A 20406-nucleotide genomic window follows, 5' to 3' on the forward strand; every position below is an offset into this window, starting at 1 on the left:
AGCCCCCGTACCGCGGCGGGGCGGGGTGGGCGGGTGCTAGTGCACGCCCAGCCAGTCCTTGATCGGGACGAGCGCGAAGTAGACCACGAAGACCACGCTGAGGATCCACATCAGCGGGCCGGGCTCGCGCCACTTGCCGGTACCGGCCTTGATCACCGTGTAGGAGATGACACCCGCGGCGACACCGGCGGTGATGCTGTAGGTGAACGGCATCAGGACGCAGGTCAGGAAGGCCGGGATGGCGATCTCACGGTCGGACCAGTCGATGTGGCGGGCCTGGCTCATCATCATCGAGCCGATGACCACGAGGGCGGCGGAGGCGACCTCGACCGGGACGATCGCGGCGAGCGGCGAGAAGAACAGCATCGCCGCGAACAGCGCGCCGGTGACGGTGGAGGCGAGGCCGGTCCGGGCGCCGTCGCCGACCCCGGTGGCCGACTCGACGAAAACGGTCTGGCCGGAGGCACCGGCGACCCCGCCGATCGCGCCGCCGGCGCCGTCGATGAACAGCGCCTTGGACAGGCCCGGCATCCGGCCCTGCTTGTCGGCGAGCCCGGCCTCGGTGCCGACGCCGATGATGGTCGCCATCGCGTCGAAGAAGCCGGCCAGCACCAGCGTGAAGACCGCGACCGTGGCGCTGATCGCGCCGAGTCCGTGGCTGCCGAAGGCGCCGAACAGGTCCACGTTGCCGAACAGCCCGAAGTCGGGCGCGGAGACCGGGCTGCCCGGCCACACCGGCGCGGAGCTGCTCCAGGTCTTGGCGGGCAGGTCGGCGACCGCGTTGACGACGAACGCCACCACGGTGCCGCCGGCGATGCCGATCAGGATCGCGCCGCGGACGTTGCGGGCCAGCAGGACGAAGATCGTCAGCAGCGTCAGGCAGAAGACCAGGACGGGCCAGCCGGCCAGCTCGCCGAACGGGCCGAGCGAGACCGGGGTCGGGCCGCCGGTGTGCACGAAGCCGGCCTTGACCAGGCCGATCAGTGCGACGAACAGGCCGATGCCGATGGTGATGGCGTGCTTGAGCGGCAGCGGGATGCCGTTCATGATCTTCTCGCGCAGGCCGGAGACCACCAGCAGGACGATCAGCAGGCCGTAGATCACGCACAGGCCCATCGCCTGCGGCCAGGTGGTGTGCGGGACCACCAGCGCCGATATCGCGCCGGAGACCGAGAGGCCGGCGGCCACCGCCAGCGGGACGTTGCCCACCACGCCCATCAGGATCGTGGTGACCGCCGCCGCCAGCGCGGTCGCGGTGGTCAGCTGCGCGTGGTCCAGCTTGAGGCCGTTGACGTCGGCGCCGCTCAGGATGATCGGGTTGAGCAGGACGATGTACGCCATCGCCATGAACGTGGTCAGGCCGCCGCGGAGCTCGTTGCCGAGGCTGGAGCCCCGTGCGGAGATCTTGAAGTAGGCGTCCAGGACGTGTCTCGGCGGGGCTGCTGCCGGTGGCGAGGTGAGGGACTCGTCAGCGGCGGGTGCTTCTTCAGTGGTGCCGGGCTCCGTCGGGATCCGGGTCATGTCCACTCCCAAGGTTCAAAGGGGGTTGGGGTGGGCGAGCCGACCTGTGTGCCAGGCATAGGAGCAGGGCGCAGGGGGACTGTTCGACTCACGATGTGCACGTGCTGTGGTGCGTGCGGCGCTCGGGTGGGGCTTCGCACCGCTGCAGAGCCCCGGCGTGGGAGGCAGCGGGATGGTGCACGTTGGTCGCGTACGGGTGGCGTGCGCTCTTGTGGAGCTGCCCCGGGGCGGCGGGGAAGACGGTCACCGCCCCGGGGACGTCTGGGGGCCAGGGCCTGTCCGGCGGATCCTGCCGGGCGCGCGACAAGATCCGCCGGTCAGGCTCTAGAGCGTTCCGGTGAGGTGCTCGGGCCGGACCGGGATCCGGTTCAGGGCGATGCCCGTCGCCTGGCGGATCGCGGCGACGATGGAGGGCGTCGCGGAGACGGTGGGGGCCTCGCCGACGCCGCGCAGCCCGTAGGGGGCGTTGGGGTCGGGGAGCTCCAGGATGTCCACCGGGATCGGCGGGGTGTCCAGGATGGTGGGGATCAGGTAGTCGGTGAAGGACGCGTTGCGCACCTTCCCGTCCTTGACGATGATCTCCTCCATCACGGCCAGGCCGAGCGCCTGGGTGCAGCCGCCCTGGATCTGGCCGACCACCGACAGCGGGTTGAGCGCCTTGCCGACGTCCTGGGCGGCGGTCAGCTCGACCACCTTGACCAGGCCGAGCTCCACGTCCACGTCGACCACCGCGCGGTTGGCGCAGAAGGTGTACTGGACGTGGCCGAAGCCCTGCCCGGTCTCCTTGTCGAACGGCACGGTCGGCCGGTGGTGGTGCTCGCGGGTGAGGTCGATCGCCTCGTCGCCCAGCAGGTCGACCATCGGCACCAGCACCCCGGCGGACTCGGAGACCACCTTGCCGCCGGCCAGCGTGATGTCCTGGTGGGTCCAGCCGTAGCGCCGGCGGCCCTTGTCGATCAGCGCGTACTTGACCGCCTCGGCGGCGAGCTTCACCGCGCCGCCGGTCATGTACGTCTGCCGGGAGGCCGAGGTGGAGCCGGCCGAGCCGACCTCGGTGTTGGCCGGGTGGATGGTGACCTGCTCGACGCCGAGCTCGGTGCGGGCGATCTGGGCGTGCACGGTGACGCCGCCCTGGCCGACCTCGGCCATCGCGGTGTGCACCATCGCGACCGGCTCGCCGCCGATCACCTCCAGCCGGACCCGGGCGGTGGAGTAGTCGTCGAAGCCCTCGGAGAAGCCGACGTTCTTGATGCCGACCGAGTAGCCGACACCGCGGACGATGCCCTCGCCGTGCGAGGTGTTGGACAGCGCCCCGGGCAGGGCTCGGACGTCGAGGTCGTCGAGGTCCAGCGGCGGCGGCAGCGGCATGTCCTTGACCCGCTGGAGCAGCTCGGCGACCGGGGCCGGCGAGTCGATCTGCTGGCCGGTGGGCATCAGGTCGCCCTCGGACATCGCGTTGAGCTGGCGCAGCTCGACCGGGTCCATGCCGAGTTCGGCGGCGAGCTTGTCCATCTGGCTCTCGTAGCCGAAGGCCGCCTGCACCGCGCCGAAGCCGCGCATCGCGCCGCAGCTCGGGTTGTTGCTGTAGAGCGCGATGGCGTGCATCTTGACGTTCGGGATCACGTACGGGCCGTGGCCGAGCGAGGCCGCGTTGCCGACCACGGCGGGCGAGGCGGAGGCGTAGGCGCCGCCGTCCAGCACGATCCGGCAGTCGGCGAAGACCAGCTTGCCGTCGCGGGTGGCGCCGTGCTCGTAGAACATCCGGGCCGGGTGGCGGTGCACGTGGCCGAAGAAGGACTCGTCCCGGGCGTAGACGATCTTGACCGGCTTGCCGGTGCGCTGGGCCAGCAGCGAGGCGTGGATCTGCATCGAGAGGTCCTCGCGGCCGCCGAAGGCGCCGCCGACACCCGCCAGGGTGAGCCGGACCTTCTCCTCCGGCAGGCCCAGCACGGGGGCCATCTGCTGGCGGTCCACGTGCAGCCACTGGGTGGCGATGTAAAGGTCGATGCCGCCGTCCTCGGCGGGCACCGCGAGGCCGGACTCGGGGCCGAGGAAGGCCTGGTCCTGCATGCCGACCTCGTAGGTGCCGCTGACGATCACGTCGGCCAGCGCCCGGACCTCGTCGGTCACGCCGAGGCCGGAGACCAGCTTCTGCTCGTGGCAGATGTTGCCGTAGCCGTGCGACTTGAACTCGTGCGGCTCGTGGACGTAGCCGTGCACCTCGGGGGCCAGGCACTGCTCCTCGGTGACGATCGGGGTGAGCACCTCGTACTCGACCTTGATCTTCTTCACCGCGCGGCGGGCCGTCTCCGGGTGGTCGGCCGCGACCAGCGCGATGGCCTCACCGTGGTAGCGCACCTTGTCGATGGCGAGCGCGGGCTGGTCCTGGATCTCCAGGCCGTAGAACTTCGAGCCGGGGATGTCCTCGTGGGTGAGCACCGCGTAGACGCCCGGCAGCTTGAGCGCCTCGGAGATGTCGACGCTCAGGATGTTGGCGCGCGGGTGCGGCGAGCGCAGCGCCATGCCCCAGAGCATGTCCTCGTGCCACATGTCGGAGGAGTACGCGAACTCGCCCTTGACCTTGAGGTTGCCGTCGGGCCGCAGCGGCGAGCCGCCGATGCCGTCCTTGCTGGCCTGCCGGATGTCCTGCAGGTTCTTCTGACCCTGGATGGTACGGGTGCTCATTCCGAGACCGCCTTAGCGCAGGTGCGGGCGGAGGCGAGCCGCACCGCGTCCATGATCTTCTCGTACCCGGTGCAGCGGCACAGGTTGCCCGACAGAGCCTCGCGGATGTCGTTGTCGCTGGGCTGGGCGTCGTTGGCGAGCAGCGCGTCGGTCTGCACCAGCAGCCCGGGGGTGCAGAAGCCGCACTGGACGGCGCCGGCGTCGATGAACGCCTGCTGGACCAGGCCCAGCTCGCCGTCGTCCTCGGCCAGGCCCTCGACGGTGCGGACCTCGCGGTCCTGCACCTGGCCGGCCGCGACCAGACAGGAGCAGACCGGGGTGCCGTCCAGGTAGACCGTGCAGGAACCGCACTCGCCCTGCTCGCAGGCGTTCTTGGAGCCCGGCAGGCCGACCCGCTCGCGCAGCACGTACAGCAGGCTCTCGCCCTCCCACACGTCGTCGGCCTCGACCGGCTTGCCGTTGGCGGTGAACGTCACCCTCATGCCGCGCTCCTGATCTGCTTGCTGTAGTCGTTCCACGTCCAGGTGAGCGTGCGGCGGGCCATCACGGCCAGCGAGTGCCGACGGTAGTCGGCGGTGCCGCGGACGTCGTCGATCGGCGAGGCGGCGGCCTTCACCAGCTCGCCGAACCGCTGGATCACCTCGGTGCCCAGCAGGTCGCCGGACTCCCACAGGCCGCGTTCGGCGAGCACGCCCTGGAGGTACTCCTCGGCCTCCACGGCCCGGCGCGGCGTCGGCGCGGCCGAGCCGATCCCGGTGCCGACGGTGCCGTTCTTGGGGTGCAGCGCGAAGCCGAACGCACAGACCGCGATGACCATCGCGTTGCGGGTGCCGATCTTCGAGAACTGCTGGGGGCCGTCCGCGACCGGGATGTGCACGGCGCGGATCAGCTCGTCCTGCTCCAGCGAGTTGCGCTTCACGCCGACGTAGAAGTCGTCGATCGCGATCATCCGGGTGCCGCGGACCGAGCAGGCCTCGACGAACACGTCCCGGCCGGCCGCCAGCAGCGCGGGGTGCGCGTCGCCGGCCGGCGAGGCCCCGCCGAGGTTGCCGCCGACACCGCCGCGGTTACGGATCTGGGGGGATCCGACGGTGTGGGAGGCGAGCGCGAGGCCGGGGAGCGGGCCGGACAGCTCGTTGATGATCCGGGTGTACGGCACGGCGGCACCGAGTCTCACCACACCACCGTCGTTCGACCACTCGGTGAGCTCGGTGATGCGGTTGAGGTCGAGAATCGCGGATGGCCGGTGCACGTCGAAATTCATCTCGACCATGACGTCCGTGCCACCCGAGATCGGCAGCGCGGTCGGGTACTCAGCCTTCGCCGCGAGCGCCTCGTCCCACGTAGCGGGCCGAAGGAACTCCATGCGGGTGTCTCCTCAAGTCGTCGCCTGCCGGAACGGTTGGGCACAGTGCCCGGAACCCATCCGGTCGCCCGTTCGGGGGCGGGCCGCATGGAGTTCTTACCCTCGGATTTCGGACTCTGCTACCGCTCCGTTGCCGAGGCGTTGAGTCCTGGTCACCGGGGTGTGTCCGGCGGCGTGTGGCCAGTGAACCGCCGACGGCCCACCCGGAGGCAGTCACCGATGGCATGAAGCCCCGGCGGTGGTGCCGCCCGGCATCCTGTACGTTCCTCTAACGTGGGCAATCGCCCAGTCCAAGCGGTCACCGGCCGCTCACTACGACCGTAATCCGGCCGTGATTGCCGCGCTACGACCCCGTGACCCGTGGCGCCGGTCGGACGTAACGCCGAGGCCGTCCGCTGGGGCACACTGTGACCCCCACACCCGCCCGACCCCCACCCTCCAGACGAAGGAGTCTGCGGATGCGCGTCCGTGACCTGCTCGCCCCCAGTGCGTTGGGGCTGCGGCTGCTCGCGGCCGAGGACGAGCTCGACCGGCAGGTCAGCGGTGTCATGACCACCGACCTGCACGACCCGGGCCGCTACCTGCACGGTGGGGAGCTGGTCCTGACCGGCATGCTCTGGCGCACCGCGCCGGAGGACTCCGAGCGTTTCGTGCGCACCATCGCGGCCGGCGGGGCGGTCGCCCTGGCGGCGGGCGAGGCGGAGGTCGGCCCGGTGCCCGAGGACCTGATCGACGCCTGCCGGCGGCACCGGATGCCGCTGCTGGCGGTGCCCGACCAGACCGCGTTCGGGGCGGTCACCGAGTTCGTCGGCCGCCAGGTGTCGGCCGACCGGGCCGCGGACCTCGCCGCCCTGGTGGACCGCCACCGGATGCTGGTCTCGGCAGCCGGCGGCGGCGGCCTGGACGCCGTGCTGGACCTGCTCGGCGGCGACCTCGACCTGGACTGCTGGGTGCTCACCCCGACCGGCCGGGTGATCGCCGGGCCCGCCGACCGGCTCTCCGCCGAGGACCGCGACCAGCTGGCCCGTACCCATCTGGCCGCCCAGCGCCAGCGCCGCCGCCCGCCGCACCGGGCCCGGCTGGTCTCCGGCTCGTACTCGCTGCTGCCGGCCGCCGCCGACCCGGCCGAGCCGAGCCCGCTGGCCGACTGGGTGCTGGCGGTCGCCGGTGACGTCACCGAGTGGACCGGCAAGCGCCAGCAGCTGGCCGAGAACCTGTCCCGGCTGGTGGCCGCCGAGCGGATCCGCCGGGACGAGGGCCGCCGGCTGCGCCGCCGGCTCGCCGACGAGGTGCTGACGCTGCTCCAGCGGGACGCCGACCCGGCCGAGATCAGCCGCGCGCTGCACGCCTCGTCCGCGATGGCGGTCCGCTACGAGGGCGCCGCCCCGATGCCGGTGGCGGGCGAGGGCACCTGGCTGGTGCTCAGCGCCGAGAGCACCGGGCTGCCGGACGGCGTCCTGCGGACGATCATGGAGGAGGCGCTGGCCGACGCCTCCGACCGGGCCCTGGTGGCCGGCTCCGGCAGCTCCGCGGTCGCCGTGCTGCCGGCCCTGGAGGCTCCGGTGCCCGCCGAGGCGCTGCGCGAACTGCTGGCCCCGCTGGAGGCCGGGCTCGGCTCCGAGGGCCGGATCACCGTCGGTGTCTGCGCCCCGGCCGCCGAGGCCGGCGGTCTGCGCGGCGCCCTGGAGGAGGCCCGGCACGCCCGCCGGATCGCGGCCGCCCGGGTCGGCCGGGTCTGCGTGGCCGGCCCCGAGGAGCTGGCCTCGCACGTGCTGCTGCTGGCGGCCGTCCCGGACGAGGTGCGCCGGGCGTTCCGCAGCCGGCTGCTGGACCGGGTCATCGGGTACGACATCGAGCACCAGGCGGATCTGGTCAGGACGCTGGAGGCGTTCCTGCGCTCGGACGGGTCCTGGACGCGCTGCGCGGCCCAGCTGCATGTGCATGTCAACACCCTCCGTTACCGGATCGGCCGGATCGAGGAGTTGACGGGGCGTGACCTCTCCCGGCTGGAGGACCGGGTGGATTTCTACCTCGCACTGGAGCTCGCGTAGCACTTGACAGGAGCGGGTAAAGAGTTCCGGGAATCCGGTCACGACTTCATGACGATCAGCCCCAGATCTGCGCAAATAGGGTCAATTCGCCTACTTTCCTATCAGGGTTCTATCAGGTTTCTGGGGTAGCTTTCGACCGCAGTGCGGAGAAGGGCCGTTCGATCCCGGCGGTTCGCCCCGCGATGCCGCCCGGGGTGCGGGGGCCTCCGTGCGCACCCGTCCCTCTCCGCTCGCGGTCGACGTATTCGGCCCGGCGCGCGGCTGCGAAAGTTGACTGCGTACTGTGACCGACCCGAGCTCTCGTACCTCGTCCGACTGGTTCCAGACGATGCCACGGCATGAGGAGACCCTCCAGCTCCGGTCACCCTGGGTGACCAGGCCCGTGGTCCAGGAGCAGCCGCCGGCCCCCATCGTCGAACGCGTCGTGATCCATCCCGAGGCCGCCGCCAAGGCCGTCTTCGTGGACCAGAGCGGCCGGCGCGGCCGTGCGCTGCGCGGGTTCGGCTGGATCGCCGGGGTGGCCTGCGCCGGGTTCGCGGCCACCGCGCTGACCACCGTCGCCGGCTCCAACGCGCAGGCCCCCGCCATGCCGGTGCCCTCGCCCACGGCCAACTCGGCGGTGCTGGGCGAGTCCGGCACCGCCTCGCCGTCGCCGTCCCCGGCCGCGGCCGGCGCCACCGGCCGGCCGAGCGCCACCGGCAAGCCGACCGGCAGACCGTCCGCCACCGGCACGGGCGCCGCCGCCACCGGCACCGCCAAGCCGACCGGTACGCCCAAGGCCACTCCCTCCGGCGCCGGGGCCGCCGACACCACGACCACCTCGGCCAAGCCCGGCCAGACCACGCCCGCCCCGGGCGCCCGCGCCGCCAGCCCGCACGCGGCCACCTCCGCAGCCAAGCCTCGCTGAGCACCAGTTCCAAGGACACCCGAGCCATGTCGCGATCCCGAGGCAGGCGAGCGGCCAGCCGCCCGCGCCGCCGTGCCGTACCACCCCTGCGCTTCACCCTGCCGACGGTGCTGCTGCTGACCCTGCTGGCCACCCTGCTGCTGCGCGGCCTGGTCACCAACGAGGTCTTCCACGACGCCCGGATCAACGTCTCGGTCGACAAGGACACCGTCCCGCCGGCCCTGCTGACCGGCGGCCCGGTGATCGACGCCCGCGGGCCCGGGGACCCCAAGAGCTACCGGGCCGAGGACCACACCATGGCCCTCACCTTCGACGACGGCCCGGACGAGGTGTGGACCCCGCAGATCCTCGACGTGCTCGCCCAGTACCACGCCAAGGCCACCTTCTTCGTGACCGGCTCGATGGTCACCCGCCACCCCGACCTGATCCGGCGGATCCTCGCCGACGGCCACGAGATCGGCCTGCACACCTTCACCCATCCCGACCTCACCCTCCAGTCGGACCGCCGGATCACCTGGGAGATGGCCCAGACCCAGCTGGCCCTGGCCGGGGTCGCCGGGGTGCACAGCGCGCTGTTCCGCCCGCCGTACTCCTCCGACGCCTCCGCGCTGGACGACCTGACCTGGCCGGTGGTCAAGAAGCTCGCCGACCGCGGCTACGTCACCGCGTTCATCGACGAGGACACCGACGACTGGAAGCGCCCTGGCGTGGACGCCATCGTCGCGGCCGCCACCCCCAAGCAGCCCGGCAGCGGCCACATCGTGCTGATGCACGACGCCGGTGGCGACCGCGCGCAGACCGTCGCCGCGCTGAAGATCGTGATGCCCCGGCTGCAGTCCGAGGGCTACCGCTTCACCACCGTCAGCGAGTCGGTCGGCGCCGGCACCTCGATGTCCAAGGTCGACGGCTTCCAGCTGTGGGAGGGCAAGCTCTTCCTCGGCCTCGCGCACGCCGCCGTGTTCGTCATGCCGGCCCTGATCGTGCTGCTGGCGGTGGTCGGCACGCTGGTGTTCGGCCGGTTCGCGCTGATGCTGTTCCTCTCCGTCAAGCACGCCCGGCGCACCCGCCGCCGGACCTTCAGCTGGGGGCCGCCGGTCACCGAGAAGGTAACCGTCCTGGTGCCGGCCTACAACGAGCAGGAGTGCATCGCCAACACCCTGCACTCGCTCACCGACAGCGAGCACCCGATCGAGGTGATCGTGATCGACGACGGCTCGACCGACGACACGGTCGCGATCGTCGAGGGGCTGGCCCTGCCCGGCGTCCGGGTGATCAGCCAGCCGAACTCCGGCAAGGCCACCGCCCTCAACACCGGCATCGCGCACGCCACCCACGACCTGATCGTGATGATGGACGGCGACACCGTCTTCGAGCCCTCCACCGTCCGCGAGCTGGTCCAGCCCTTCGCCGACCCCCGGGTGGGCGCCACCGCGGGCAACGCCAAGGTCGGCAACCGCGACAGCCTGATCGGCGCCTGGCAGCACATCGAGTACGTGATGGGCTTCAACCTCGACCGCCGGATGTACGACGAGCTGGGCTGCATGCCCACCGTCCCGGGTGCCGTCGGCGCCTACCGCCGGGTCGCCCTGGAGCAGGCCGGCGGCATGAGCGAGGACACCCTCGCCGAGGACACCGACCTCACCATGGCGCTGCACGTCAACGGCTGGAAGGTGGTCTACACCGAGAACGCCCGCGCCTGGACCGAGGCGCCCGGCAGCATCGGCCAGCTCTGGTCGCAGCGGTACCGCTGGTGCTACGGCACCATGCAGGCGATGTGGAAGCACCGCGGCGCGGTCCTCGCCTCGGGACCGGCGGGCCGCTTCGGCCGGGTCGGCCTGCCGCTGGTGGCGCTGTTCATGGTGCTGGCCCCGCTGCTCGCCCCGCTCTTCGACGTCTTCCTGGTCTACGGGGTGCTCTTCGTGGACGCGCCCAAGACCTTCACCGCCTGGCTGACCGTGCTGGTCGTCCAGCTGGTCTGCGCCGGGTACGCGTTCTGGCTGGACAAGGAGAAACCCTGGCACCTGATCTCGCTGCCGCTCCAGCAGCTGGTCTACCGCCAGCTGATGTACCTGGTGCTGCTCCAGTCCTGGATCACCGCGCTGACCGGCGGCCGGCTGCGCTGGCAGAAGCTCAAGCGCACCGGCGAGGTCGACGTCCCGGTCGCGGTCTGACCGGCCCCACCCCAACCACCCGAAAGGTCCCGCATGACCGCGCCCGCCCACCCCGGGTACCTGCCGCCCGGCGCCGTCCGGCCCCCGGCGGCGGTTCCCGCCACCGGGCCGGTGACCGCGACGCCCGCCGCCCGGGCCAAGCCGGGCCGTGACCGCTACCTGGACTTCCTGCGGGCGCTCGCCCTGGTCCGGGTGGTGTTCCTGCACATGTTCGCCTGGACCTGGCTGCCGATCGTCTTCCCGTCGATGGGCGTGATGTTCGCGCTGGCCGGGTCGCTGATGGCCCGCTCGCTGTCCCGGCCGACCTGGTCGGTGATCCGCGGCCGGCTGCGCCGCCTGCTGCCGCCGCTGTGGCTGCTCGGCCTGATCGCGGTGCCCGGCATGCTGCTGCAGGGCTGGTCCGCGCACGGCTCCGGGCACAGCGTGGCGGGCTTCTGGGGCCGGCTGGCGCTGTGGGTCCTGCCGCTGATGGACCCGCCGTACGGCGACCCGCTGCCCGGCGTCCACGGCCTGCTGGACCATGCGTGGGGCGAGCACGCGGCCGGTCCGCTCTGGTACCTGCGGGCCTACCTGTGGTTCGTGCTGCTGTCCCCGCTGATGCTGGCGCTGCTGCGGCGGATCCCGTGGCTGGTGCTGCCGGCCCCCATGCTGTTCTGCGTGGTCATGCAGCTCGGCTACGTCGACTTCCGCCCGGAGATCTACAGCGTGGTCGACGGCTTCGCCACCTACGGCTCCTGCTGGATGCTGGGCATGGCGTACCAGGAGGGGCTGCTCAGCCGCTTCCCGCGGTACGTGCTGCCGTCGATCGTGCCGTTCGTGATGGCGGTCTCGCTCTGGTGGACCCTGAACGGCACCAACGACGAGGGCGGCCCGCAGAACCTGGAGGACAGCAGCCTCGGCCAGGCGGTCTGGTCGTTCGGCTTCGTCCTGCTGCTGCTGGCGGCCAGCCCGTCCTGGGACGAGTGGCCGCCGCGGCTCAAGCGCTGGGCGGGCTGGATCAGCCTGCTGAACTCCCGGGCGGTCACCGTCTACCTCTGGCACAACCTGGCCATCACGGCCGCGATCAGCCTGTTCGGCCTGACCTGGTACGTGCCGGTGCTGGCCGAGAACGTGCCCTGGCTGCTGGACAGCGACTGGGTGCCGATGCTGCTGGCCTGGCCGCTGATCGGCCTGTGCATCGTGGCCTTCGGCTGGATCGAGGACGTGGCCGCCAAGCGCAGCCCGCGGCTGTTCCCCTACCCGCGCGCGCCGCGCTCGGCCCGCCGCCGCTGAGCCGGCCGGACCGACGCGAAGGGCCCCCGGCGCACTGCCGGGGGCCCTTCGCGTCGGCCGTGGACGGCCGGGAGGCTCAGTGCTGGACCGGGATCACGCCGGTCAGCCACTTGAACACGTCGGGGACCATCGGGCGCCACACATCGCTGGCGTGCGGGCCGGTGGTCTCCACCGTGGTGACGGTGGTCGGGGCCTTGGCGGCCGCCTTGAGGGCGGCCGCGGCCTCGAACCCGTCACCCTTGTTGCCGCTGACGAACAGGGCGACCTTGGGCGGGGTCTGGGAGTTCTTGAGGATGTTCAGGAGGTTGGACTTCTCCTTGAGCACCGGGTCCTTCGCGGTCAGCGAGTGCGGCTCCTGGCCCGGGTCGCTGTAGCCGGAGAGGCTGACCCCGGCCCGGTACCGGTTGGGGTGCTCCAGCGCGAGCTTGCCGGCGCAGTGGCCGCCGGCCGAGTAGCCGGCCACCGCCCAGCGCTCGGGCGACGGGTCGGCCCGGAAGTTGTCCAGCACCATCTGCGGCACGTCACGCGACAGCCAGGTGTCCGCGTTGACCTTGCCGGGGACGTCGGCGCAGCCGGTGTCCACGTCGTCGCCCAGCAGGTTGGTCCGGGGCGACACCAGGATGAACGGCGCCACCTCGCCCTTCTCCATCATCGGCTTGAGCTGGTCGGACACCTTCAGCGTGCCGAACCAGGTCTTGGACGAGCCCGGCCAGCCCGGCAGCAGCTCGACCACCGGGAAGTTCTTGTCCTTGTACGCCGGGTCGTTGTACTGCGGCGGCAGCCAGACCAGCACCTCGCCGTCCACACCGGACACCTCGCCCTTCAGCTCGGTGTTCTGGACGTCGCCGGGCACCTTCGGGTCGCCGACGCCGGTGAACGACTGGATCACCTTGGCCCGGGTCTTGCTGTCCGAGCCGCTGCCGCTGCCGGTGTCGGCCGGGACCTTCGGCACCGCCCGGACGTGGTCGCCGGTACCGAGCAGGTCGTCCCAGCTGCCGTAGATCAGGTTGGCGTTGTTGACCATGACGAAGACCGTCGTCACCGCCGTCAGCTGGCAGAACAGGATCATGGCCGTTCTGCTCAGCAGCTTCACGGGCCGGGGCCCACGCACCCGCCCCCAGAGCAGCAGTGCGGCTGCGATGGAGATCGGCACGAGGATGATCGTGACGACGAGGAAGGGTGTGCCAGTCAGTTGCATGAAGGATTTCTCGTATCCGGGTTGCGGTCGCCCGGGGCTCGGGGCGCCCAGGACGTGCTCCAAAGGATCAGACGGGGTGGGACGGGTGGTCAGTTGCCGGTGAATCTGAGTGGAACCTGAGACGAAGATCACATTTCTGTGAGGCTCCGGTGGGCAACCCCCCAAGTCTGCCACCCGACCGGACGATTCTTCCGGGTGCACAGATCATCTCGTACGCCCGGGCCGATCGGCCGCAGCCCCGGCGCGGAACCTGCCGGATCGTCAGACCGGTCACCCGGCCGGCCGTACAGGGATCACTCAGGAGCGGGACCCCCGGACCGCGACCGGTGCCGGACGGCCCGGAAATCCACACCGGCCCCGTCCCGTCCCTGACCCCTGCGCGGCGGTGACAAGGGGGAGGATGGCAGGCAGCCCGTCCCTCCCCTTCCCGTACCCCGTCCCGTACCCCGTCCCGTACCCCTTCCCGATCCGACCCGAAGGAGCGTCCACCCCAGTGAGCACCCCGAACGACGCCGCACGGCCGCCGGTCCTGCCCACCCTGTTCGGCCTCGGCCCGCGCGGCGCCGACCGCCGCCGGCGCACCCTGCCCGCCGGAGTGCTCCGGCTGCCGACCATCGGTGTCGACATCGGCGGTACCAAGGTGGTGGCCGGCGTGGTCGACGGCGAGGGCCGGGTGCTGGACCGGATCCGGACCGAGACGCCCGACAAGAACAAGAGCGCCCGGGTGGTCGAGGACGTCATCGTCGAGCTGGTGCTGGAGCTGGCCGACAAGCACGACGTGCACGCGGTGGGCATCGGCGCGGCCGGCTGGGTGGACGCGGACCGCTCCCGGGTGCTGTTCGCCCCCCACCTGAACTGGCGCGGCGAGCCGCTGCGGGACGCGCTCAGCGAGCGGCTGCGGTTCCCGGTGGTGGTGGAGAACGACGCCAACGCCGCCGCCTGGGCGGAGTGGCGGTTCGGGGCCGGACGCGGCGAGGACCACATGGTGATGATCACCCTGGGCACCGGCATCGGCGGCGCGGTGGTCCGCGACGGCTACGTCGACCGGGGCAAGTACGGGCTGGCCGGCGAGTTCGGGCACATGCAGGTGGTGCCGGGCGGGCACCGCTGCCCGTGCGGCAACCGCGGCTGCTGGGAGCAGTACTCCTCCGGCAACGCGCTGGTGCGCGAGGCCCGCGGCCTGGTGGAGGAGGAGTCCCCGGTGGTCGAACCGCTGCTGGCCAGGGCCGGCGGCGTGGTGGGCGGGATCACCGGACCGCTGGTCACCGAGGCGGCCCGGGACGGCGACCCGGTCGCGGTCGAGCTGCTGTACGAGGTCGGCCGCTGGCTCGGCGTCGGCATCGCCAACCTGGCCGCCGCCCTCGACCCGGGCCGCTTCGTGGTGGGTGGCGGCGTCTCCGAGGCCGGCGACCTGCTGCTCGGCCCGGCCCAGGACGCCTTCCGCCGGACCCTCACCGGCCGCGGCTTCCGGCCCGAGGCCGGGATCGTGCCCGCGGCACTGGGAAACGAGGCCGGCCTGGTCGGCGCGGCGGACCTGGCCCGCCAGGTGGCCCGCCGGTTCCGCACCGTCAAGCGCCGCCGAGCCGAGCGCGCCACGCTCCACTAGGAGCCCGGCCCGGGACATCCCGGGTGGTCAGAGCGGTGCCGGGGATCGGGTAGGGTTGTGCTCAGCACTCGGGCGCGGGTGGCGGAATAGGCAGACGCGCTGGATTCAGGTTCCAGTGCCCGAAAGGGCGTGGGGGTTCAACTCCCCCCTCGCGCACCAGGAAGTACCGACGAAGCGGTGCCTCCCACAGTGACGGAAGTCGCTGCGGGAGGCACCGCTTCGTCGTTTCCGGCGGCGAACGGGTGGGCGTCCACCGGCGGGCCGTGCCTCGATGCGCCGTTGTCCTGTGCACCACACGTGTGAAAGAACGGAGAGCTGACGCCGACTCAGGAGGTCCGTATGAGAGTCCTGGCCCGCTCCGTCCCCGCTCTGGCGCTCGCCGCCGCCCTGGTCTGTGCGGCAGGGATGCCCGCCCGGGCCGCCGGGTCCCCGCCCAAGAGTCCCGAGGCGACCGGGTCCGGGGGTGCGGTCGCCAGCGTCGACGCCGACGCCACGGCGGCCGGGATCGAGGTGCTGCGGGGCGGCGGCAACGCGGTGGATGCGGCCGTCGCGGTGGCGGCCGCGCTGGGGGTGACCGAGCCGTACTCGGCCGGCATCGGCGGCGGGGGCTACTTCGTCTTCTACGACGCCCGTACCGGCCGGGTCTCCACGCTGGACGGCCGGGAGACCGCCTCCCACCGCTCCGACGAGACCCTGTTCCTGGAGAACGGCAAGCCGTTGGCCTTCGCCGACGCGGTCACCAGCGGCCTGTCCGTGGGTGTCCCCGGCACGCCCGCGACCTGGCAGAAGGCGCTCGACCTGTGGGGCACCCGCTCGCTCGGCGAGGTGCTGCGCCCGGCCGAGCGGATCGCCGACCGCGGGTTCACGGTCGACCGGACGTTCCAGGACCAGACCGCGCTCAACCAGGCGCGCTTCCAGGACTTCCCGGCCACCCGGCAGCTGTTCCTGCCGAACGGCGCGCTCCCGGTGGTCGGTTCGCGGTTCCGCAACCCGGACCTCGCCGCCACCTACCGGGAGCTGGGCCGCGAGGGCGTCGACGCGCTCTACCGCGGTCCGATCGGCGCGGACATCGTCCGTACCCTCCAGCACCCGCCGGTCGACCCCGCGTCCGGGCGCAACGCCCGCCCCGGCCAGGTCACCACCGCCGATCTGGCCGCCTACCGGGCGCTGGTCCAGCAGCCGACCAAGGTCCCCTACCGCGGTCTGGAGGTCGACGGCATCGCCCCGTCGTCCTCCGGCGGCACCACCGGCGGCGAGGCGCTCGGCATCCTCGCCCGCAGCGACCTCTCCAGGCTCGACGACACCCAGTACTACCACCGCTTCCTGGAGGCCAGCCGGATCGCCTTCGCGGACCGCGGCCGCTGGGTCGGCGACCCGCGCTTCAGCGACGTCCCCACGGCGCAGCTGCTCTCCCCGGCGTTCGCCGCCGCCCGGGCCTGCCTGATCAGCCCCGACCACGCCCTGACCAGCCCGCTCGCCCCCGGCGACCCGTACCACCCGGCGGCCTGCGCGAGCAGCGGTCCGGCGGTCACCGAGACCTACGAGGGCCCGAGCACCACCCATCTGACGGTCGCCGACCGCTGGGGCAGCGTGGTCTCCTACACCCTGACGATCGAACAGACCGGCGGCAGCGGGATCACCGTGCCGGGGCGGGGATTCCTGCTCAACAACGAGCTGACCGACTTCTCCTTCGCACCGGCCACCCCGGGGGTGCCGGACCCGAACCTGCCCGGCCCCGGCAAGCGGCCGCGGTCCTCGATCTCGCCGACCATCGTGCTCAAGGACGGCCGGCCGCTGTTCGCCACCGGTTCGCCCGGCGGTTCGACCATCATCACCACCGCGCTGCAGGTGGTGCTCGGCCGGATCGACCGCGGCCTGACCCTGGAGCAGGCGATCGCCGCGCCCCGGGCCAGCCAGCGCAACACCGCCGCGACCAGCGCCGAGCCCGCCTTCCTCGCGCTGCCCGAGCGGGCCCGGCTGGAGGCGCTCGGCCAGGTCTTCGTGGACGGCGGTGAGATCGGCGCCGCCACCGGTGTGGAGCGGCTGCCGGACGGCCGCTGGCGGGCGGCGGCGGAGCCCGTCCGGCGGGGCGGCGGCTCGGCCGCCGTGGTGCACCCCGGCCGCTGAGCCTGCCGGGACTGTCGGTGCCGGACGGTATGTTCGGGGTGGGCGTCCGCCGTGGCGCCCACCCTCGTCCGCAGCACGTCCGCAGCACCCGGGAAGGCCGCCAGCCGTGACAGTCCGCATCGCCACCTGGAACATCAACTCCGTCACCGCCCGGCTGCCCAAGCTCCTGGAGTGGCTGGAGAGCGCCGGGCCCGACGTGCTCTGCCTGCAGGAGCTCAAGTGCTCCACCGACGCCTTCCCGGCCGACGCGGTCAAGGAGCTCGGCTACGAGAGCGCCGCGCACGGCACCGGGCGGTGGAACGGCGTGGCCGTGCTGTCCCGGATCGGCCTCGAGGACGTGGTGCGCGACCTGCCCGGGCAGCCCGGGTACCTCGCCGACGGGGCGCTGCTGCCGGAGGTCGAGCCGCGGGCCGTCGCCGCCACCTGCGGCCCGGTGCGGGTCTGGTCGGTCTACGTGCCCAACGGGCGCGAGGTGGGCCACCCGCACTACCAGTACAAGCTGGACTGGCTGGCCGCCCTGCGCGAGACCGTCCTGGCGGACGCGGCCGGTCCCCGCCCGTTCGCCGTCCTCGGCGACTACAACGTCGCCCCGGCCGACGAGGACGTCTTCGACGTCGCCGCCTTCGAGGGCCAGACCCACGTCACCGAGCCGGAGCGGGCCGCGCTCGCCGCCCTGGCCGCCGCCGGTCTGCAGGACGTGGTGCCGCGCCCGCTGAAGTACGACCGCCCGTACACCTACTGGGACTACCGACAGCTGGCGTTCCCGAAGAACCGCGGCATGCGGATCGACCTCACCTTCGCCAACAAGCCCTTCGCCGACGCCGTCACCGACAGCTTTGTCGACCGGGAGGCCCGCAAGGGCAAGGGCACCTCGGACCACGCGCCCGTGGTGGTCGACCTCGACGTCTGAGCGGCGTTCCGCCGTGCCGCGCCGCCCCGCACGGTCACCGGGAGTGACCGGACGGACCCGAACGGCCCACGCCGGGTGGCCGCCCGGCGTGGCGCTGCCTAGCGTCGCGGGTGACCGGGTGTAGCTGTTCGACCACGTGGACGATGGGCGTCCGCCGCTGCACCCGAGAACCCCTGGAGGTACGGCATGCGCCGCACGTGTACGGCCGCCGCAGCCCTGCTCGGCGCGACCGCCATGGTCGTCCTCGCCGGGCCGACGGCCCATGCCAAGGACGTCGCTCCCGCCTGGGTGAGTCCGGCCGAGGGTGCCCCCGGCCAGACCGTGACCGTCAGCGTCACCTGCGACACCAGCTCGGTGAAGACCGTGACCGCGAACTCCCAGGCCTTCACCGGGGGCTCGGCCACCCTCACCGTCGGCCCCGACGGCAAGTACAGCGGCCCGGCGAAGCTGGTCGCCCAGCAGGACCTGGTCGGCACCGTCAAGAAGGCGCTCCAGGGCAACTCCTGGGGCATCGACGGCAAGTGCCCCAACGGCGACACCTTCACCGGTGCGGTCTCCGTCACCGGCTCCGCCACCTGGGGCACCGGCGCCGGCCAGGAGAGCAGCCACCCCGCCACCGCGCAGGAGGGCAGCCACCCGGCCGTCCGGCCGGACGGGCCGGCCGCCCCGCACGGTGCGGTCGGGACCGGTCTCGGCGGTTCGATCGACACCGACGGGCGGCAGCTCGCCGCCGGGGGAGTCCTGGTCGCGGCCGGGATCGCCGGCTTCTGGCTGCTGCGCCGCCGCCCCGCGGACGGCCCGCAGTCCTGACGCCGCGACAAGGCCGGCCGCCCGGGCCGGCCGCCGTTCAGCGCCCCGTGGTCACGCCGGGGCGCTGAGCCGTTCCCCGGCGAGTCCGGCGAACGCGCCGGGCTCCGGCTCCCGGTCGGCGTCCTCCGCCTCCAGCGCCGCCAGGGTGCCTGAGGCCAGCAGGAACTGCGCCACGATGTACGTCGACATGATCAGCAGCTCGTGGCCGGGCAGCTCCTTCCAGCCCGCGATCCGGGTGGCGATCAGGGTGTCCGAGAGCAGGAACAGCGCCCCGCCCAGCCCCGTCCGCCAGCCGCGCCCGGCCGAGGTGACGGCGGTCGAGGCGAGCAGCAGGCTGTACGCCGCCACCGGGATCCTCAACTCGCCGAGCCCCGGCCACAGCCGGCTGATCAGCGTGGCCCAGGCGGTGGCGTAGGCCGCCGAGACCAGGATGGTGCGCCGCCGGTCGGTGAGGGCGCCCTGCTGGACGAACATCGTCACGTAGCAGACGTGGGCGGCGGCGAAGGAGCCCATCCCGGCCAGGAAGGCGGTCTCGTCGTCGAGTTGGAGCGCCACGTCGCCGCCCGCGCTGAGCAGCAGCGCGGGCGCCAGCAGCTTCGGAGTCCTGGTGCCGCGGGCCGCCAGCGTCTGGGCCGCCAGCAGCGGCATCAGGGCCGGCTTGGTGGCGTGCCGCAGGACGGAGGCGCCGGTCGCGATCGCCCCGAGGTGAACGGCCGAGGTGGCGGCGTATCCGGCCAGCAGGCCGCGGGCGGTGCGAAGGCGTCGGGTGATGCTCATGCGGGGGTGCCCTCCGGGCGGTCGGTGGCGCCGGGCTGCCAGCCCGGGCCCTTGATGAGGTGGCGGACCCGGTCGCCCCAGCTGCCGGCCGCGGCCAGGTCCCGGCCGATCGAAACGTACTCGTGGGTAGCCACCCGCAGGGGATTGTAGGTGCTCAGGTTCTTGGTCAGGCCGTACACCGGCCGCGCGGTCTCCGCGGTGAAGCTGCCGAACAGCCGGTCGAAGAGGATCAGGATGCCGCCGAAGTTGCGGTCCAGGTAGCCGCCCTGCGAGGCGTGGTGCACCCGGTGGTGCGAGGGCGTGTTGAGGACGTACTCGAACGGCCGGGGCAGCCGGCCGATCCGCTCGGTGTGGATCCAGAACTGGTAGACCAGGTTGACCGAGGAGCAGAACGCCAGCGCGGCCGGGTGCACCCCGGCCAGGATCATCGGGACGTAGAAGACCCAGCTGGTGGCGCCGGTCCAGGGCTGGCGCAGCGCCGTCGACAGGTTGTAGTGCCGGCTGGAGTGGTGCACCACGTGCGAGGCCCACAGGATGCGGATCACGTGGTGGCCGCGGTGCTGCCAGTAGTAGCAGAAGTCCTGCGCCAGCAGCATCAGCGGGACGGTCCACCAGAGCACTGGCACCCGCAGCGGGGTCAGCTCGTACAGCGCGGAGTGGACGGCCACGATCGGGATCTTCCAGCCGGCGTCGAACAGCAGGCTGCCGAGGCCCATGCCGAGGCTGGTGCCGGTGTCCTTGGCCGCGTACCCAAGCTCGTCCTCGTCCGGATGGAACCGGTAGGAGACCATCTCCAGGACGGCGAGCAGGGCGAAGGCCGGTATCGACCACAGCACGACGTCGGGCAGGTTCGGCATGTCCGAGACGATAGGGGACCGTCCCCGAGCTGGGGAAGAGGTTGTTACCCGTGCGTAGCGGGTCGGCGGCGCCGGGGTCCCGCGGCCGGGGGGCGCCCGGCGCGGCGGGGCCCCGGGAGGGCGGGCGAGCCTGCGGCGGGCGGGGGGC

General features: G+C 72.6%; 15 protein-coding genes and 1 tRNA gene. 9 read left to right on the forward strand and 7 right to left on the reverse strand.

Annotated features, from left to right (window positions below; genetic code table 11):
• Nucleotides 1-36: 36 nt before the first annotated feature.
• The 4 genes from AA75_RS12935 to AA75_RS12950 all read right to left on the reverse strand — a co-directional run bounded on the left by AA75_RS12935 (nucleotide 37) and on the right by AA75_RS12950 (nucleotide 5572).
• Nucleotides 37-1521, reverse strand: a complete 1485-nt coding sequence (locus AA75_RS12935; protein WP_033820100.1) for an NCS2 family permease — start codon at nucleotides 1519-1521, stop codon at nucleotides 37-39.
• A 324-nt stretch (nucleotides 1522-1845) separates the two neighbouring features.
• A complete protein-coding gene (gene pucD / locus AA75_RS12940) occupies nucleotides 1846-4206 on the reverse strand; it encodes a xanthine dehydrogenase subunit D (protein WP_051812233.1) in 2361 nt (786 codons plus the stop codon).
• Nucleotides 4203-4688 (reverse strand): (2Fe-2S)-binding protein, encoded by a 486-nt coding sequence (locus AA75_RS12945; RefSeq protein ID WP_033820101.1) that lies wholly within the window; start codon nucleotides 4686-4688, stop codon nucleotides 4203-4205. Before AA75_RS12945 ends, pucD begins: the two co-directional genes overlap by 4 nt.
• On the reverse strand, nucleotides 4685-5572 hold the full coding sequence (locus tag AA75_RS12950) for a xanthine dehydrogenase family protein subunit M (RefSeq protein WP_033820102.1): 888 nt from the start codon (nucleotides 5570-5572) through the stop codon (nucleotides 4685-4687). Before AA75_RS12950 ends, AA75_RS12945 begins: the two co-directional genes overlap by 4 nt.
• Before the next feature lie 458 nt (nucleotides 5573-6030).
• Between AA75_RS12950 and AA75_RS12955 the strand changes: the two genes are divergently transcribed.
• From AA75_RS12955 to AA75_RS12970, 4 genes are all read left to right on the forward strand, one after another.
• Nucleotides 6031-7623, forward strand: a complete 1593-nt coding sequence (locus AA75_RS12955; RefSeq protein ID WP_033820103.1) for a PucR family transcriptional regulator — start codon at nucleotides 6031-6033, stop codon at nucleotides 7621-7623.
• A 370-nt stretch (nucleotides 7624-7993) separates the two neighbouring features.
• A complete protein-coding gene (locus AA75_RS47365) occupies nucleotides 7994-8530 on the forward strand; it encodes a hypothetical protein (RefSeq protein ID WP_033820104.1) in 537 nt (178 codons plus the stop codon).
• Between the two features lie 26 nt (nucleotides 8531-8556).
• Nucleotides 8557-10701, forward strand: coding sequence for a bifunctional polysaccharide deacetylase/glycosyltransferase family 2 protein (locus tag AA75_RS12965; RefSeq protein ID WP_051812235.1), 2145 nt, complete (start codon nucleotides 8557-8559; stop codon nucleotides 10699-10701).
• Nucleotides 10702-10734: 33 nt separating this feature from the next.
• Nucleotides 10735-11973, forward strand: coding sequence for an acyltransferase family protein (locus AA75_RS12970; protein WP_082526467.1), 1239 nt, complete (start codon nucleotides 10735-10737; stop codon nucleotides 11971-11973).
• A 76-nt stretch (nucleotides 11974-12049) separates the two neighbouring features.
• On the opposite strand, the gene AA75_RS12975 is transcribed toward AA75_RS12970, so the two are convergent.
• Nucleotides 12050-13171, reverse strand: coding sequence for an esterase family protein (locus AA75_RS12975; protein ID WP_033820105.1), 1122 nt, complete (start codon nucleotides 13169-13171; stop codon nucleotides 12050-12052).
• Nucleotides 13172-13664: 493 nt separating this feature from the next.
• Here AA75_RS12975 and AA75_RS12980 point away from each other — a divergent pair, with 493 nt between their 5' ends.
• The 5 genes from AA75_RS12980 (at nucleotide 13665) to AA75_RS13000 (ending at nucleotide 18624) form a co-directional block, all read left to right on the forward strand.
• Nucleotides 13665-14777 (forward strand): ROK family glucokinase, encoded by a 1113-nt coding sequence (locus tag AA75_RS12980; RefSeq protein ID WP_033820106.1) that lies wholly within the window; start codon nucleotides 13665-13667, stop codon nucleotides 14775-14777.
• Nucleotides 14778-14849: 72 nt separating this feature from the next.
• Nucleotides 14850-14936 (forward strand) — tRNA-Leu (locus AA75_RS12985).
• A 180-nt stretch (nucleotides 14937-15116) separates the two neighbouring features.
• The gene (ggt, locus tag AA75_RS12990; protein WP_033820107.1) at nucleotides 15117-16904 is read left to right on the forward strand and encodes a gamma-glutamyltransferase; all 1788 of its coding nucleotides are present in this window, start codon (nucleotides 15117-15119) and stop codon (nucleotides 16902-16904) included.
• A gap of 106 nt (nucleotides 16905-17010) precedes the next feature.
• Complete coding sequence (locus AA75_RS12995; protein ID WP_033820108.1) at nucleotides 17011-17814, forward strand: exodeoxyribonuclease III; 804 nt, start codon at nucleotides 17011-17013, stop codon at nucleotides 17812-17814.
• A gap of 186 nt (nucleotides 17815-18000) precedes the next feature.
• Entirely contained in the window at nucleotides 18001-18624 is a 624-nt protein-coding gene (locus AA75_RS13000; RefSeq protein ID WP_051812237.1) for a hypothetical protein, read from the forward strand.
• A 51-nt stretch (nucleotides 18625-18675) separates the two neighbouring features.
• Here AA75_RS13000 and AA75_RS53685 read toward each other — a convergent pair whose 3' ends face one another.
• Together AA75_RS53685 and AA75_RS13010 are read right to left on the reverse strand one after the other, a co-directional pair.
• The gene (locus AA75_RS53685) at nucleotides 18676-19401 is read right to left on the reverse strand and encodes a lysoplasmalogenase (RefSeq protein WP_063794344.1); all 726 of its coding nucleotides are present in this window, start codon (nucleotides 19399-19401) and stop codon (nucleotides 18676-18678) included.
• On the reverse strand, nucleotides 19398-20258 hold the full coding sequence (locus tag AA75_RS13010) for a sterol desaturase family protein (RefSeq protein ID WP_033820109.1): 861 nt from the start codon (nucleotides 20256-20258) through the stop codon (nucleotides 19398-19400). Before AA75_RS13010 ends, AA75_RS53685 begins: the two co-directional genes overlap by 4 nt.
• Nucleotides 20259-20406: the final 148 nt, after the last annotated feature.

It is taken from the genome of Kitasatospora sp. MBT63, from assembly GCF_000710465.2.
Lineage (GTDB): Bacteria > Actinomycetota > Actinomycetes > Streptomycetales > Streptomycetaceae > Kitasatospora.